The organism is Psychrobacter faecalis (assembly GCF_016107575.1).
Classification (GTDB): Bacteria; Pseudomonadota; Gammaproteobacteria; order Pseudomonadales; family Moraxellaceae; genus Psychrobacter; species Psychrobacter faecalis.
The window spans coordinates 21,657-37,300 of record NZ_JABAST010000017.1 but is presented as its reverse complement, the minus strand read 5'-3'; the positions used below and the strand labels follow the sequence as shown (position 1 = coordinate 37,300).

Here is a 15,644-nt window from a genome sequence, read left to right as displayed (position 1 = left end):
TCTGTAGGCGATATGTGTAAAGAACATAAAAACCCTTTCTCACTGCATGGCAGGGAAAAACACCAAGACCAGATGCAACCAACCTGCCAAGAAACCTGTCAAACCGCCGAGTATAATCAGCGTCATCTCATCTTCGCGAAAAGCGGGACGCAATAGGTTTTGAAACTCATCAGGGGATAGCGCGCGAATACGATCGCGAAATAGCCCAAATATTTTACTGGCACGGCTTTCATTAAGTTCAGGGTCTCGCAGTGGCACCATAGTCGCGACGATGGATTTGTCGATAATGGTATTTTTCAATTGCCCAAACTCGCGGCGACCCAGTCCAACCCGCAATGTGGTACTAATGACCGGCGATTCTAACACTTTATACAAATGCGATTTCATCAACTCACGCGTTTCGGCGGCGCGGTCACCATACATCATCTCATTCATGATGTTTTCTAAAGTGACCAAATCTTTGACCACAATCTCAGCAAAAACCTCAGACACTTCCTCTTGGCGCTTCATAAAACCGCCTTGGAAACGGTACTGCGCGATATGCGGCAGTTGCGGCTTAATAAATGGGAAACGGCTTTGTAGCACAAAAAACTTCACATACGGAATAAAACGTGGCTCAACTGGGTTAAACACCATCCAAATCGCAATCCAGTTGGTCAAAAATCCCCAAATAGCGGCAAAAAACGGTACCGTCCAATGCTGCGGTACCACCAAAAATATAAACATTTGGATAATACCGAATACAAGGCCAATCAAAGCACTGATATGCCAGATAAAATCAATCTCTTTTTGCCCAACTTTTAAAAACATATTGACCATCAAACGCCGGTCACTTTCCATTTTATTGACAATCATTTTGCGCATATCGACCAAATCTTCGACGTGATAGGTCAAATCGGTCACCAAGGATTGCATGATATTTGGCAACTCTTGATGCGCTTGGGCATAGACGCGGCGCTTTAACGCATAAGGCAGATTGCCCCACAGCGCTGGCGAATGGTCAAGCATAATCTCATCAATCAAACTCTCAAGGTTTTCATCGACCGTATCGGTGATAAATACCGCCATCTGTTCTGGCTCCATCGCCTGAAAAAACTCATCGAGCGAACCCAGCTTTGAGAGCGTCTGATCAACAATCACGCCCGATATCTTGCCTGCCTTACGTGGCACAATCCCTTGCCAACCCAATCCCGGCAAACCAAAGAATGGAAAGTTTGGAATCCGAATACCCCAAAATTTAATCGGATAAAATAGCATCTTGAGTGCCATCCACACGTGTATCCAAGTGACAAATGCAGTCACTGGTGGAATGGTCAACATAGCAAAAAACTCGGGGTGTTCCGCTATCGTCTGCCACAATGAATTTGCATCCATGACTCTAATTATCCTTGAGGTGATGATGGTCGTTGTTAAGCAAATATCCTTAGTCGATTAAGAACGCTCAATAAAAACGCTCTATCCTCAATAACCACTAAATTAAATAACGCTATAGATGCGATAAGTGGCTAAAATAAATCGCCTGATTTTAGCATACTTGCTATTTATTAGCACATATCAAGCCTTGGCAAGTTGTGACTAGCGATGACACGTTTTGCGCCCTACTCACCACCCTAAACCTTTACTATCATTTAATGATGTTAAAAATGGCTAAAGAACACTGTCGATCATGGCAATAACGATCCTCACAAAATAGACGACTGCCTACTGCGCGCAAGTGTTTGTTCTGTTATAATTTGCGGTTGCTTAATGCTACTGGCTAGCTGAAGACGGTAAGTAAATTATTTGACCTTTTTATTGATAAATCATCGCGCTATGTTATTGAAATACTTTGTCTTATCCTTTATGCTCACCCCGCTTTAGATAAACAAAAAAATGACTGTATCTTTCTTGGCTTTATTTATCTGTGCTTAATCAACCATCACTTTATCAACGACCGTTTTACTGATCGTCTGGGTACTGACTTTATATGAACAAACCGCTCGCGTCCGATACTGAACAGGTCAATCGTATTTTTACCAGCCGCATTATTATCCTTGGGCTGTTTATGTTTGTGGGCTTGTTGGGTTTGATCGCGCGGTACGGTTATCTGCAAGTGTATGCTCATGATAAGTACACTACCCAAGCCGATAACAATCGCATCAAGCTCATCTCTGCGCCGCCCAGTCGCGGTTATATTTACGACCGTAACGGTGTGATTCTCGCTGACAATCAGCCCGTATTTACCGCTATGCTCAGCCCTGACGAAGTCGAAGATCCAGAGCGCACGCTAAATCTGCTCGCGCCCATTTTTGATCTTACCGAAAAAGACATTACCGATATTTTGGCACGGGTTAGCAAAACCAAAAACGACCCGGTGACCATCAAAATTGATTTGACCGAAGCGCAATTGGCGCAGTTTAGTGAGCGTCAGCCTTTTTTTCGTGGTATCAGTATTCAGAGTAAACTCACGCGCTCGTACCCTTACGATGAGCTATTTGCCCACGTGATTGGCTATGTCGGACGTATTAACGATAAAGAATCCAAGCAAATTAATAAGGATCGCTACGCGGGCACCGATCTTATCGGTAAGATTGGTATTGAAGATTTTTATGAAGATATCTTGCTCGGACAGCCCGGTTATCAGTCGGTAGAAACCGATGCCCATGGCAATATTCTACGTCAACTTGATACCAAAGCGCCCATTGCGGGCAATGACATCACGCTTAGTCTAGATTATGGCTTACAAACCATTGCGCAGCAGCAGCTTGATGGTCGCCGCGGCGCGATCGTCGCTATCGACCCAAAAAACGGCGATGTTTTGGCTTTTGTTAGTAACCCAAGCTACGATCCCAATCCTTTTATTTCGGGCATCTCTTTTAAGGACTACGGCGCTCTGCGTGATGACCTTGATCAGCCTCTTTATAACCGCGCGCTACAAGGGACGTATCCGCCCGGCTCGACCATTAAACCTTTTGAGGGTTTGGGCGGTATTCATTACGGCCTACGAGATTGGGAAACGACCATTTATGACCCGGGTTATTTCAGTCTACCCGGCGATTCGCACCGTTTTCGCGATTGGAAACGCGGTGGCCACGGTACGGTAGATTTAAAGAAATCCATCATGATGTCGGTCGATACCTATTATTATAAGTTGGCGTATGAGATGGGCATTCAGCGCCTTCATGACTGGATGGTGCGCTTTGGTTTTGGTGAGCAGACCGGTATTGACTTACCCAATGAAAAACCAGGCGTTATGCCGTCACCAAAATGGAAAAGAGACACCTATGATAAAGGCTGGTTACCGGGTGAAACCATCTCTGTCAGTATCGGCCAAGGGTATTTTTTAGCGACGCCATTACAGATTGCCAATGCCACCGCCATGACCGCCAATAAAGGCTATCACATCACCCCGCATTTATTAAAAAGCAGCGATGGCGCGGCGGCCGTTAACGTGATTAGCAAGCCTGATGGCAAAATTGACTACAATGGCAAACCTTCTGACTGGACGCGTATGCACGATGCGATGGAACAAACGATCAAGGCGGGTACAGGGCGTGGCATTTATACCCCGCGCTATCGCATCGCTGGTAAAACCGGTACCGCACAGGTCAAATCAATTGCCCAAGGTAAAAGCTATAATAAAGCGGCCCTCGATAAACGTCACTGGGATCACGCTTGGTTTAATGGTTTTGCGCCTGTAGAAGAGCCAGAAATCGCCCTGTCGGTACTGGTCGAAAATGGTGGCGGCGGTAGTGCTGTCGCCGCGCCTATTGGTCGTGCCTTATTTGATTATTGGATGCTACAGCGTAAAACCGACCCTATTTTGCCGCCAACCGCCGATGAGTTAAGAGCTATCAAGCGCCAAAAGGCCTTTGAAAAAGCCATGCGTGACGCCCTACGTGATAAAGAACAAGCACTCGCTGAGCAAAAAGAAGCGCAAAGCGCGGCAGCCACAACCGGCGCTGCCACTGCTGAGTAATGACAAAGCTAAACAATAAAAAGTTCAGCAATAAAATACTTCAGAATAAATGAACGAAAGGCAATACCTAAAAAACATTATGAAAAAATCTTCAAAACATCGTGAGCAAAAAAACAACCATCATGCGAAACAGGCCGCAGCAGGCGACGTACGTATCATTGGCGGGCAGTTTAAACGCCGCATTGTGAGTTTTATCGATGCCGAAGGTTTGCGCCCGACACCAGATCGCCTGCGTGAGACCTTGTTTAATTGGTTGATTGCCGATATTCATGACGCTCAAGTACTTGATAGCTGCGCTGGTAGCGGCGTTTTAGGCTTTGAAGCGTTATCACGTGGCGCCGCGCACGCTACCTTTATCGAAGTAAGTTCGGCGCAAGTCACTATGCTGCGCAAAAGTGCGGAGAACTTACGCTTAGACGCCCGTAACTATCAGATTATTCAAGGCACCGCCGAGCAAGTACTGACGCAAAACCAAACGATAAAGCAGCATTTTGATATCGTCTTTATCGACCCGCCGTATGCGCAAGATTTATGGCAGCCGATTTTGACAGCACTTATTAAACAGTCTTTAATCAACACAAAAACGCTGATTTATTTAGAGGCGGATAAAGATTTAACCCTGCAACTGGATCAATTGGTAGCAAGTATCAACGAAAGCGCTGAGCCGCAAATAGAGATAACGCAAGGCTTGATACGTTTTGAGTGCCTAAAACAAACCAAAGTTGGGCAAGTTGTCGCTGGACTTTATCAGCTTTCAGCATCATAATTGTCGGGTTAATAAAAGCCATTAACAAATTTCATCAATGTTTAAAACCGCTAAAAAACTGGCCAACGCTGCAGTTTAATGTATATAAGGCGAAAATAAACCCCAATGCAGCTTGCAAGCGTAGGCGCTACTGCTTATAATGTGCAGTCTGTTTTTTGAGAGCCCCGTTCCCAGCTAAACTCTCAACGAATTCTAATTTTAAGGTTTTATCATGAAAACACTTAGTGCAAAACCAGCTGAAGTGACCCATGACTGGTATGTCGTAGATGCTGACGGCAAAACCCTTGGTCGCTTAGCTACTGAAATCGCTAGTCGCTTACGTGGCAAGCACAAGACTTGTTATACGCCGCACGTAGATACTGGTGATTTTATCGTTGTTATCAACGCAGAAAAAATCGCGGTAACGGGCAAAAAAGCGCAAGACAAAAAGTACTATCGTCACAGTGGTTACCCAGGTGGTATTAAAGAAACCAACTTCACCAAGCTGATTGCACATAAGCCTGAAGATGTTCTACATAAAGCGGTTAAGGGTATGCTTCCAAAAGGTCCTCTTGGCTACGCGATGATCAAAAAGCTGAAACTATATGCGGGTACAGAACATCCACATGAAGCTCAGCAACCTAAAGAACTAGACATCTAAGGATATACTTATGGAACGCAATTACGGAACTGGTCGTCGCAAAACTTCTACCGCTCGTGTCTTTTTAGCGAAAGGTACTGGTACTATCGTTGTTAACGGCAAACCACTTGATGAGTACTTCAGCCGCGAAACATCGCGCATGGTTGTTCGTCAGCCTTTAGAACTCCTTGAATCACCTACTGCTTATGACCTATACATCACTGTAAAAGGTGGCGGTATCAGTGGTCAAGCGGGCGCAATCCGTCACGGCATCACGCGTGCATTGATTGAGCTTGACGAAGCCAACAAACCTGCTCTAAAAGCAGCTGGCTTTGTTACTCGTGACTCACGTCAAGTTGAACGTAAGAAATTGGGTCTACGTAAAGCACGTAAACGTCCACAATTCTCAAAACGTTAATCAAAGCTATCTCTTTGGCTTTTACTGCTGGCGTCTTTTTCTCAGAGTCGCTGCAGCCGTATTAAGCAAAAGAGTAGATTTGCAAAACCTTATAAGCTGGTCACAGTTTATAAGGTTTTTTTATGGCTGTTTTTTAGCGCTGCTGTTTTAATTCTATAGTGAGTGAAAAGTAATATCGATACATCATGCCCTGCTGATATCAATTTTTCTTGCTTGCTGTGCCTGCGCAGACAGAGGCTAAAAAAAATTGATATCAGCAGTACCGTAGTGTTTTTAGGATATTTTGACTATATTGTTTAAATGCCTAATAGTTTAAAAGTCCTTAGCTCTCGTTGTCGTTAGTTTATTAAAACTTGCTTGCAAACTTGGACGCGCTCCCCCATCATAATAATAACTTTTATTACACTGTGCTCATTATGAAAGCCCCCGAACAATACGATCCTAGTAACCCATCAAAAATGGGTATGCCGCCGCCTACAGGTAAGCATGATAAACAAAACGACATGGTTAAGTCGCCCGCCATTCCTGCTGGCATGCCTACAATTACGCAAACGCATAAGCAAACAGCGCAAGCAGAAAAAAAACCCTTTCAGTGGCAGTTTTTATTGCCGCAATATTGGGGCATCTGGCTGTTATTGGCAATTATCATGCCGATGATATATCTGCCGCTGCGTTGGCAGTTTTGGTTGGGTCGTAAACTGGGTATTTCAATCTATAAACTGGCCGGCTCGCGCAGACGTGATACCTTAATTAATTTAAGATTGGCTTTTCCAGAAAAGACCGAAGCTGAGCGCGAGTTGATGGCAAAGCAAGTGTTTGTCAATCAAGGTATCGGTGTGTTTGAAACCTTGTGCGCTTGGTATCGTCCCAATATTTTTACCCGTACGGTGTCTATCTCGGGCTTACAGCACCTAGTGAATGCCCAAAACCAAGGTCGTCCAGTGATTTTACTTGGGGCGCATTATACAATGCTCGATCTTGGCGGCATGCTCTGTACGCAGTTTTTTGCCACCGATTGTATGTACCGCCCGCAAAACAATCCGCTTCTTGATTGGTTCATTTATAACGGACGTACTAAGATTTTTGGCAAGCAGATTGCCAGCCGTGACATGCGTAGCCTTGTTAATTCTATTAAAGCTAAGCACGTGATTTGGTACTCACCTGACCAAGATTATGGTTTAAAACAAGGTGTCATGGCGCCGTTCTTTGGTGTGCCCGCTGCTACTATTACCGCATCTCGGCGGATGGCAAAATTGGGTGACAAGCAAAACCCACCCGCACTCATGGCGCTGCATACTTATCGGCAAACACCTGATAACCTGCCCAAAGGCAAACGTCCGCATTATCATCTGACCATCACACCAGAGCTAGACAATTATCCAAGCGATGATGAGGTTGCTGACGCGACCCGCGTTAATGAGGTGCTAGAAGGCTTGATTCGTATCGATCCTACCCAATGGATGTGGTTCCATCGTCGCTTTAAAAACGGCCCTAACGGTCGTACCGATATTTATAAGTAGGTTTTGATTCCCCAAAAAATAGCTGCGAAATTTGCTATACTTTGCAGCTGGTATTTTATCAGCCCTATTACTTACCTCGATAACTTATTAATAACTCACTCATATCAATAACTCATCTGCATAAATAACGATGTGAGAAATAAAATAACGGATTTTTCATGAGTACTCAAACTGACGCAGCTGTAGACAGTTCTAAACAAGAAAGTAAACGTATCCTAACCGGCATCAAACCGACGGGCATTCCTCATTTAGGTAATTACGTTGGTGCTATTCGCCCAGCCATTCAATCTATTCAAGATAGTAATGATGAGGCGTTTTTCTTTTTGGCCGATTATCATGGCATTATCGGCTGTTATGACCCTGCTGTCATTCATGAATCGACCAAAATCATTGCCGCGACTTGGATTGCTTGCGGTCTTGACCCTGAACGTGTGACCTTTTATCGTCAGTCAGATGTGCCAGAGATTCCAGAATTGGCTTGGATTTTAAATTGCTCATGCGCCAAAGGGCTGATGAACCGCGCGCACGCTTATAAGGCGGCAGTCGATATCAATACCGAAAAAGCCGACGTTGATCCAGATCAAGGTATTAATATGGGTCTATTTGGCTATCCAGTGCTGATGGCGGCTGATATCTTGATGTTCAATGCGACTCATGTACCCGTCGGTCGTGACCAAGTACAGCATATCGAGATGGCACGTGATATCGCTGGTACATTTAACCATCGTTATAAACCTCTCTTTACGTTACCGTCAGCGGTTGTTGATGAAGATATCCCACTATTAACAGGGCTTGATGGCCGTAAAATGAGTAAGAGCTATGGCAATACCATTCCTTTATTTGGTGAGCCTAATCCGCAAGTCAGCCCTGAAAAGCAGATGTATAAAGCCATCATGAAAATTGTGACTAACTCGCAGTTGCCTGCTGAGCCAAAAGACCCTGATGATTCTGCCCTCTTTGAGATTTATAAAGCTTTTGCGACGCCTGCAGAGATTATTGATATGCGTGATCAATATGCAGCTGGCATTGGCTGGGGTGATGCCAAGCAAGCATTGTTTGATAAAATCAATAGCGAGATTGCCCCATTCCGTGCTCGTTACGAAGCGCTAATGGCCAATCCAAAAGAGCTAGAAGAAATCTTACAAATGGGCGCAGAAAAAGCCCGTCGCCATAGCCGTAAACAGCTCGATAAAACTCGCCGTGCTATTGGCATTCGCCCCCTCGCTAAGCTTAAGTAAGTCTTTGATTGCTTTTACTCACAGTAATCAGGGCGGTTGCTAAAGGTGCAGACAGTATTGAAAAATAAAACAGCGGCTTTACCAAAGGCCGCATTTTCCGTAAGCGTGGATGAAAACGCTAAGTTTATGGATAACAATAGCAAACATCGTATTTCAATCAATAATGATATGGCGCTGCGTATTTATCAGACGCCGGTGCAGCATCTACCAGAAGATCTCTATGTACCACCGCAAGCCTTTGCCATTTGGCTTGAGCAATTTGCTGGACCCTTAGATTTTTTATTATATCTGGTCAAAAAGAACAATGTCGATCTCACCCAAATGCCGATATTGCCGATTACTGAGCAGTATTTGGCTTATATCGGTGAGCTGGATACCGAACATTTTGAATTGGCCGGTGACTATCTGCTGATGGCGTCGACCTTGATTGCCATTAAAACCGAGCTGCTGCTACCAAAGCCTGAAACGCCAAGCGATGAGCGCGACCCAAAAGCTGAGCTGATTGAACGCCTTGAAGAGTATGCGCAAATCAAAGTGGCCAGTCAGCGTTTGGACAATCTCGTGCGTCTTGAGCGCGATGTATTTTTAGCGCTGGTCAGTATGCCAAGTCAAGACGTTATGAATGCCGAATTACCCAATTATTCGCCAAACCTTTTGATTGATAGCTTATTTAAAATGCAGCTACAGCCCGACTATCAAATGCATACCATTAAAGTTGATGCCGTACCCCTTTCTGATCGTATCGCCAGTATTAGCAGACAACTAAGCACGGATGGTGCGCGCTCGTTTTATGAGCTACTGGATAAATCCCAAGGTAAAGTAGGCGTCGTAGTCAGTTTTGTCGCGGTACTTGAGCTAATGAAACGGCAGTTGGTTGGTGTCGTGAATAATAACCCAGAAAGCCAATCAGCTGCCCATAATGAAACCGCAGCAGACCGCCATATAGGACAATTAACGTTACAGTGGCTAGCTTAATGGTTTTAACAGAGAATACGTGCAATGACAGATAAGCAAAATCAAGATTTAGAAGAAATCAGCAAGCATATCGAAGTACTCCTGCACGCTTCAGAAGCGCCTCTGACTGCCAGTATTTTAAAAAAATATCTGTCATTAAACACTAAAGAGCTTACGCAAGCGTTAGCGCTATTACAACAACGTTTAGATACTGGTGTGCTGACCTTACATGAAACGGCTAGCGGCTATCGACTGCAAGTTGCCGACGACTATAGTGCATTAATCCAGCGTGTCTTTCCTCAGCGTCAAGAGCGCCTGAGCCAAGCCCTGCTTGAAACCTTGAGTGTCATCGCCTATAAGCAGCCGGTGACCCGTAGTGACATCGAGCATGTGCGCGGTGTGACGCTATCAAGTAATATCTTGCGTCAACTGTTTGATAAAGGCTGGATTGAAGAGAAAGGTTATAAAGAAACCTTGGGACGCCCTGCATTGCTACATACCACAGCGCAATTTTTAGATGCGTTTGGATTGACCAATTTAGATGAGCTACCGCCACTGCCCGATATGGAAGCCATCAAAGCTTTGTCTTAGTACCAAGTCGTTATTTCCTATTGATTAAAGTAAAATCTGTATATCTTGGACTTATAGCAATAAAAAAGGACAGGCTTTATAAGCGTGTCCTTTTTTTATAGGCTTAATCAGTAAAAGAATTATTGATTAATAATATCAACGCCCTTTGGCGGCGTGAATTTAAACTGACTGCTATTGATACTTGGGTTCATTTTAATACCGCTAAACTTAATCGTCGTGGTCTGTCCTAGCGTATCATTCAGCACCATCATCACAGGTTTGCCACCACTAAAGCTCATCGATAAGCTCTTAAAGCTGGCGCTATCTGATTTTGGATAGAGCACATAGTAGTTTTTATTGGCATAAGGTTGGGTGATTTTAAAGTTTTTATCAATCTTACTTGGGTCACCTGATAACAATAACGCTGGCGTGTTACCTACTTGGCTATCGACATTTTGCTTGGTCGCTTGTTCCAAGTCTTTGTCATAAACCCACATTGAGCTGCCATTCGCTACAATAAGCTGCTCTGACGGTGATTTGGTTTCCCAGCGGAAGTTATTTGGACGCTGAACACTCATGGTGCCACTAAAAGTACCGCTATTCGCACCTTTGGTGGTTTGGCTAAAATTAGCAGACATGCTTTTGGTGTTGCTTAGTAGCTTATTTAAGCGTTTAGCAGCCGTTAAATTATCCGCAGGAGCAGCGCTTGCTGTTTGGGTCAATGCTACCATCGGCGCTGCCACCCCAAGTGCAGTCATCAATACGCCCGTTAAAGCACCGCCCATTAATTTTTGTTTTAAAGTGATCTTTTTAGTAAGTGGCTTTTTCGTTAATACAGTCATTATAAATCCTCTCTCAAATGCAAAGTTGCATAAAAATAATACGTGTTAATTAAATTTTTTGTTTTCAATAAGTGCTTATCTCGCGCCAAAAAATCGACGTCAGTAAACAATGCAGACAGTGTGCCAGTTTTTTTATTACACGCCTAGTCATGATTTGCAATCATTACTACCGCTGCCATACACGCTTGTAACCGATAGCGTTACACGGCATATGGCGCTGTTTATTCTTTACTTTTCGTATAAATGAGCGCCATAAAAAAGCCCTTACTACCAAAGGGTAATAAGGGCTTTTTTAGTCATCGAATTATTGTAGTGAATAACTACATAACCTAGATGGGCAATTATGCGCTTTCAACCATAACATAACGACGGTTGAATTTACCTTTGGTCGCAAACTTTACCACACCGTCATTTAGTGCAAATAAAGTATGGTCACGACCCATGCCAACGCCTTCGCCTGCGTGGAATTCTGTACCACGTTGACGTACGATGATGTTACCAGCTGTGATAGCTTGGCCACCAAAGATTTTAACGCCTAGCATTTTTGGGTTTGAATCACGACCATTACGGCTCGAACCGGCAGCTTTTTTATGTGCCATGAGAAAATCTCCTTGTTAATGTGACTTATCGCTAATGCGACAACTCTTAAGCATTTAGTGCGCTATTTAGCAGTAATTGCTAAGTGAATAATTAGGCATTAATGGCTTTGATTTTTAACAAGGTATACCATTGGCGGTGACCTTGCTCTTTGTGATAATGCTTACGACGGTTGTGCTTGATGATACGGATTTTTTCGCCGCGACCATGCTCAACCACTTCAACTTCTACGCTAGCGCCTTCAACGACAGGCTGACCGATTTTGACAGTTTCACCGTCAACAACCATCAATACGTCTTCAAATTTGATTGTTTCGCCTTTTTCTGCTTTTAGTAATTCAACTTTTAAAAGCTCATCGACCACAACACGGTGCTGTTTACCACCAGTTTTGATTACTGCGTACATTGTCTGACTCCGTTTAACCCGTGTGCCGTGGCTGATATTATATCAACGCTTCAATAACGAACACGACAGGGAAAAATTAAAGGCAAGATTTTACGGCTTTTTACTCATAAAAGCAAGCCGCGCCTCTTGTTTTTGCAAGGTGGTAATAACAATCATAGCGATTGATATACGTCTCTAAAAAAGCGATAGATTTCACTGGCAAAGGTAGTGACTACCGATGTTAAGATAAACCGCTCTATGTAGATACACTATATCAAACGCGAATGGGTTAAAATCCAACAGCCGCTATTATAGCTTATATAATCAGTAACTTACAGTTTTTTGTAAATATAAACCTTATTAACGACTATTATTAATAAAATATTGCTAATGTAAGTGGCTCATTAAAAAAATCTAACCAGTTAACTTTTAAAAATGATAGAAATCAAAAGGACAACACGTCGCTATATTAAAAGTCCTAACTTACTTTCTGCTATACTTAAATCAACCATTGACCTAAACAGCTATGCTATTATGCGTCAAACGCTAGCCTAACTATTATTTGCTGCAAGCATTATTATAAATAGACCGCTATCTAAACCCATTTTTCATTAGTATGACGACTTATTATGACCAGTAATTCTTTATCGAACGCCGCCGCACCCTCGACCACGCCATTAAACGTTCTAACCAGTACGCCAAGCTCTGCTGATACGCTAAGCTATGCTAATATCCAAAGTATCGTTGCTAACGATTTTGAGATTATGGATAAGCAAGTCTTTGGCAGTTTGAATTCTAAAGTGCAACTGGTAATGAGCGTCTCGCAGCATGTAATCAATGCTGGTGGCAAACGTATGCGCCCGCTGATTACCTTATTGTGCGCCCGTATGTTTAACGACGAGCCATCGCAGCAAGCGATGCATCTGGCGGCGATTACTGAGATGCTGCATACGGCAACCTTGGTACATGATGATGTGATTGATGAGTCAGGTCAACGCCGAGGCAAACCAACGGCTAATGCCACTTGGGACAACGCCACTGCTGTGCTGGTCGGCGACTATTTGATTGCTCGCGCTTTTAATCTGTTGGTTGGTTTTCAAAGCTTGCCGTTATTGCAGGTCTTCTCCGATGGCACCTGTGATATTGCTGAGGGCGAAGTCTTACAGCTACAGCATCAGCATAACCCTGCAGCCACTGAACAAGACTACCTCAATATTATCGATGGCAAAACCTCGCGCTTATTTATGATGGCGACCCAAGGCGCGGCTATTTTGCAAAATAAAACCGAGCACTTGCAAGCATTGGCTGATTTTGGTCAACACTTCGGTAACGCTTTTCAAATCGTCGATGATGTACTCGACTACAGTGGCGATAGTGAAGTGATGGGCAAGAATTTGGGCGATGATTTGGCAGAAGGTAAACCTACATTGCCAACCATCAAGGCGCTTGAATTATTAAAAGACAGCGATAAAGCAGGCTATAAGCAATTACGACTTGCAGTGCAAACGGGTAAAACGCCAAACGCTGAGCAGCTTATCGAGCTCGTCCGTCAGTCAGGTTCGCTTGAATACTGTAAAAAGCGTGCTTTGGAAGAAACCAAACTGGCTCAGCAAGCGCTAAGCAGCTTACCTGACAACCGCTACCGTCAAGGGCTATATCAGCTGACTGAACTTGCCAGCGCGCGGTTAGTGTAAATATTGCTAGCCTATATATTATAGATGCTTAAAAATATTATTGATGCTTAAAATGTTTAGGCATCAATAAAAAAAGTATGTGACCATTTAATTTCTAGTTAAGTTGTACTTTATAATAACAAAATAAATAAAATGAGAAAATAAGGTTGCTATACACGCAGCTTTCTCATTACCCATCGCTTTCTTCGTTCAATTGTTCTTATTTTTCCCTGAAATTTTAGCGTTCACACTTAAGTATTGCTAAAACACCGTTTTTCTGTACATGCCATTTTCTACTGTATTTTTATATGGTTTTCTTGCTACTATCCTTAAATCGTATTTAAAAAAACAAAATTTAACAATATTTTGGCACGGTATTCATTACCAATCTTACGAAGTATTTAGATGGTTACGCTTGTATTATCAATGGTTGTTAAATCTTTATTGAGAAATGAGCTTATCACAAGGTAGATGAAGGTTTTTTTTGCATCTTGACTGTGGGGTATACCCTATAGTTTATAATCATGCATTACTTTAAATCTGCTTAGCCGATTGTTCTGTGTTTAGTTATTATATTATCTATTTAGTAATGAACTCTAACAGCGGTAAAGACATATTACGTTTCATATTTACTTCGTTAAGATTTATCCATAAACTTTTTAAACTGTAATTATTATATGATATTTATATTGCCGAGGACATTGATGAAGCACTCTACTCTTGCGCTTGTAATAGCATCTGTACTATCTGGCGCTGTATTGGTCGGCTGTGATAAAAATGAGGACGCAGCTGGGGCAGCGGCGCAGCAGCAGATGCCACCTGCCGTCGTCAACGTTCAGACTGTCACTCTAGATACCGTACCGCAAGTACAAACCTTTGCTGGTCGTACCGCCGCTTACCAAACCGCCGACGTTCGCCCACAAGTAAACGGAATTATTGACGAGGTGTTGTTCCGCGAAGGCAGCAACGTCAAAAAAGACCAACCTTTATACCGTATCAATACCGATAACTACGCGACGTCTATCACCAGTGGGCAGGCGGCCATTCAACAAGCTGAAGCCAATTATCAGACGGCGTTAGCAAACAACGCCAATGCCAAAGCTGAGCTGGTCAGTCGCCAAGCGTCTTTATCGCAAGCACAAAATGACTTAAATCGCTTGCAAGGCTTGATCGAAATTGATGCCATCTCAAAGCAGCAATACGACCAAGCGGTTACCCAAGTTCGTACGGCGCAAGCAGCAGTCGAAAGCGCGCGTGCGGCGATTGGGCAAACCGAAGCGGGTATTGAGAGCGCTAAAGCTGGTATCCAAACGGCAAAAGCAAACTTACAAGCCAGTACACTAGACCTTAATCGTACTATCGTACGAGCGCCGCTCGCAGGTCGTACTGACCGCTCTAGCGTTACTGCTGGTACCTTGGTTAGCGCCGGACAACCAGATCCTTTAGTGACCATCTCGCGCTTAGATCCTATCTATGTCGATATCAGCCAGTCATCCTCTGAGCTGCTGAAACTACGCCAGCAAATTTCTGCTGGTAAAGCACAAGCAGGTATGAATTCGGTTGAGTTGGTATTAGAGGACGGCTCAACGTATCCGGTACGTGGCGAGCTGGCATTATCAGAAGCAAAAGTTGATGAATCAACAGGTGCTGTGACCTTACGTGCAGTCTTCCCTAATAAGAATAATATCTTGTTGCCGGGTATGTATGTCAGTGCGCGCTTGACTCAAAGCGTCATCACTAACGCCGCTTTAGTGCCACAAAGCGCAGTAATGCGGACACCGAAAAGCGAAACACAAGTTTATATCGTTGATGAAAATAACAAAATCCAAGTACGTCCTGTCACTATTAATGGCACCTACAAAGATCAATGGGTCGTCACTGATGGCTTAAAAGCAGGGGATAAAGTGGTGGTGATCGGTGGCTCAAAAGTCAAACCTGAGCAAGAAGTCGTCGCCAAACCTTTAGAAAATCCAAATGCTGCCCCTGCTAAGCCGGGCGCGCCAACTGCTCAAACGCCGCAGCAAGCCGCAAAAGCGATGGATAAGCCAGCTAGTAAAGATACCTCTGCTAAAAAACCAGCAGAATCTACCGCTAACTAATTCCAT

14 protein-coding genes are annotated in these 15,644 nt (G+C 43.8%); 10 read left to right on the top strand and 4 right to left on the bottom strand.

What is annotated here, in order from left to right; all coding sequences use genetic code 11:
• Window positions 1-39: 39 nt before the first annotated feature.
• Window positions 40-1,374: a DUF445 domain-containing protein gene (locus JFC07_RS07095; protein ID WP_068407450.1), complete on the bottom strand. Its 1,335-nt coding sequence runs from the start codon at window positions 1,372-1,374 to the stop codon at window positions 40-42.
• 592 nt (window positions 1,375-1,966) lie between these two features.
• On the opposite strand from JFC07_RS07095, the gene mrdA reads away from it, so the two are divergent.
• The 8 genes from mrdA (at window position 1,967) to scpB (ending at window position 10,064) form a co-directional block, all read left to right on the top strand.
• Window positions 1,967-3,958 (top strand): penicillin-binding protein 2, encoded by a 1,992-nt coding sequence (gene mrdA / locus JFC07_RS07090; RefSeq protein WP_198328737.1) that lies wholly within the window; start codon window positions 1,967-1,969, stop codon window positions 3,956-3,958.
• Between the two features lie 79 nt (window positions 3,959-4,037).
• Entirely contained in the window at window positions 4,038-4,724 is a 687-nt protein-coding gene (gene rsmD / locus JFC07_RS07085) for a 16S rRNA (guanine(966)-N(2))-methyltransferase RsmD (RefSeq protein WP_198328736.1), read from the top strand.
• Between the two features lie 211 nt (window positions 4,725-4,935).
• On the top strand, window positions 4,936-5,364 hold the full coding sequence (gene rplM, locus JFC07_RS07080) for a 50S ribosomal protein L13 (protein ID WP_068407459.1): 429 nt from the start codon (window positions 4,936-4,938) through the stop codon (window positions 5,362-5,364).
• A 10-nt stretch (window positions 5,365-5,374) separates the two neighbouring features.
• Window positions 5,375-5,761 carry a 30S ribosomal protein S9 gene (gene rpsI / locus JFC07_RS07075; RefSeq protein ID WP_191689735.1) on the top strand — a complete coding sequence of 129 codons (387 nt, stop codon included), beginning with the start codon at window positions 5,375-5,377 and terminating at the stop codon, window positions 5,759-5,761.
• A gap of 533 nt (window positions 5,762-6,294) precedes the next feature.
• Window positions 6,295-7,281: an LpxL/LpxP family acyltransferase gene (locus tag JFC07_RS07070; protein ID WP_444428285.1), complete on the top strand. Its 987-nt coding sequence runs from the start codon at window positions 6,295-6,297 to the stop codon at window positions 7,279-7,281.
• Between the two features lie 158 nt (window positions 7,282-7,439).
• Complete coding sequence (gene trpS / locus JFC07_RS07065) at window positions 7,440-8,519, top strand: tryptophan--tRNA ligase (protein WP_191689739.1); 1,080 nt, start codon at window positions 7,440-7,442, stop codon at window positions 8,517-8,519.
• A gap of 126 nt (window positions 8,520-8,645) precedes the next feature.
• Window positions 8,646-9,494 carry a segregation and condensation protein A gene (locus tag JFC07_RS07060; RefSeq protein ID WP_191689792.1) on the top strand — a complete coding sequence of 283 codons (849 nt, stop codon included), beginning with the start codon at window positions 8,646-8,648 and terminating at the stop codon, window positions 9,492-9,494.
• Window positions 9,495-9,518: 24 nt separating this feature from the next.
• The gene (scpB, locus tag JFC07_RS07055) at window positions 9,519-10,064 is read left to right on the top strand and encodes an SMC-Scp complex subunit ScpB (protein ID WP_191689741.1); all 546 of its coding nucleotides are present in this window, start codon (window positions 9,519-9,521) and stop codon (window positions 10,062-10,064) included.
• A gap of 119 nt (window positions 10,065-10,183) precedes the next feature.
• Here the strand turns inward: scpB and lolA are convergent, their stop codons facing one another.
• The 3 genes from lolA to rplU all read right to left on the bottom strand — a co-directional run bounded on the left by lolA (window position 10,184) and on the right by rplU (window position 11,887).
• The gene (lolA, locus tag JFC07_RS07050; protein WP_198328735.1) at window positions 10,184-10,885 is read right to left on the bottom strand and encodes an outer membrane lipoprotein periplasmic chaperone LolA; all 702 of its coding nucleotides are present in this window, start codon (window positions 10,883-10,885) and stop codon (window positions 10,184-10,186) included.
• 341 nt (window positions 10,886-11,226) lie between these two features.
• The gene (gene rpmA, locus JFC07_RS07045) at window positions 11,227-11,484 is read right to left on the bottom strand and encodes a 50S ribosomal protein L27 (RefSeq protein ID WP_055123782.1); all 258 of its coding nucleotides are present in this window, start codon (window positions 11,482-11,484) and stop codon (window positions 11,227-11,229) included.
• A 91-nt stretch (window positions 11,485-11,575) separates the two neighbouring features.
• Window positions 11,576-11,887: a 50S ribosomal protein L21 gene (gene rplU, locus JFC07_RS07040; RefSeq protein ID WP_144297745.1), complete on the bottom strand. Its 312-nt coding sequence runs from the start codon at window positions 11,885-11,887 to the stop codon at window positions 11,576-11,578.
• A gap of 743 nt (window positions 11,888-12,630) precedes the next feature.
• Here rplU and JFC07_RS07035 point away from each other — a divergent pair.
• Window positions 12,631-13,560 carry a polyprenyl synthetase family protein gene (locus tag JFC07_RS07035; RefSeq protein WP_198328746.1) on the top strand — a complete coding sequence of 310 codons (930 nt, stop codon included), beginning with the start codon at window positions 12,631-12,633 and terminating at the stop codon, window positions 13,558-13,560.
• Between the two features lie 683 nt (window positions 13,561-14,243).
• Complete coding sequence (locus tag JFC07_RS07030; protein WP_068406062.1) at window positions 14,244-15,638, top strand: efflux RND transporter periplasmic adaptor subunit; 1,395 nt, start codon at window positions 14,244-14,246, stop codon at window positions 15,636-15,638.
• Window positions 15,639-15,644 lie beyond the last annotated feature (6 nt).

What these genes read in the sequence shown, in the direction of transcription:
- JFC07_RS07095 (WP_068407450.1), bottom strand. Translation starts at nt 1,374, where the DNA reads ATGGATGCAAATTCATTGTGGCAGACGATAGCGGAACACCCCGAGTTT.
- mrdA (WP_198328737.1), top strand. Translation starts at nt 1,967, where the DNA reads ATGAACAAACCGCTCGCGTCCGATACTGAACAGGTCAATCGTATTTTT.
- rsmD (WP_198328736.1), top strand. Translation starts at nt 4,038, where the DNA reads ATGAAAAAATCTTCAAAACATCGTGAGCAAAAAAACAACCATCATGCG.
- rplM (WP_068407459.1), top strand. Translation starts at nt 4,936, where the DNA reads ATGAAAACACTTAGTGCAAAACCAGCTGAAGTGACCCATGACTGGTAT.
- rpsI (WP_191689735.1), top strand. Translation starts at nt 5,375, where the DNA reads ATGGAACGCAATTACGGAACTGGTCGTCGCAAAACTTCTACCGCTCGT.
- JFC07_RS07070 (WP_444428285.1), top strand. Translation starts at nt 6,295, where the DNA reads ATGCCTACAATTACGCAAACGCATAAGCAAACAGCGCAAGCAGAAAAA.
- trpS (WP_191689739.1), top strand. Translation starts at nt 7,440, where the DNA reads ATGAGTACTCAAACTGACGCAGCTGTAGACAGTTCTAAACAAGAAAGT.
- JFC07_RS07060 (WP_191689792.1), top strand. Translation starts at nt 8,646, where the DNA reads ATGGATAACAATAGCAAACATCGTATTTCAATCAATAATGATATGGCG.
- scpB (WP_191689741.1), top strand. Translation starts at nt 9,519, where the DNA reads ATGACAGATAAGCAAAATCAAGATTTAGAAGAAATCAGCAAGCATATC.
- lolA (WP_198328735.1), bottom strand. Translation starts at nt 10,885, where the DNA reads ATGACTGTATTAACGAAAAAGCCACTTACTAAAAAGATCACTTTAAAA.
- rpmA (WP_055123782.1), bottom strand. Translation starts at nt 11,484, where the DNA reads ATGGCACATAAAAAAGCTGCCGGTTCGAGCCGTAATGGTCGTGATTCA.
- rplU (WP_144297745.1), bottom strand. Translation starts at nt 11,887, where the DNA reads ATGTACGCAGTAATCAAAACTGGTGGTAAACAGCACCGTGTTGTGGTC.
- JFC07_RS07035 (WP_198328746.1), top strand. Translation starts at nt 12,631, where the DNA reads ATGGATAAGCAAGTCTTTGGCAGTTTGAATTCTAAAGTGCAACTGGTA.
- JFC07_RS07030 (WP_068406062.1), top strand. Translation starts at nt 14,244, where the DNA reads ATGAAGCACTCTACTCTTGCGCTTGTAATAGCATCTGTACTATCTGGC.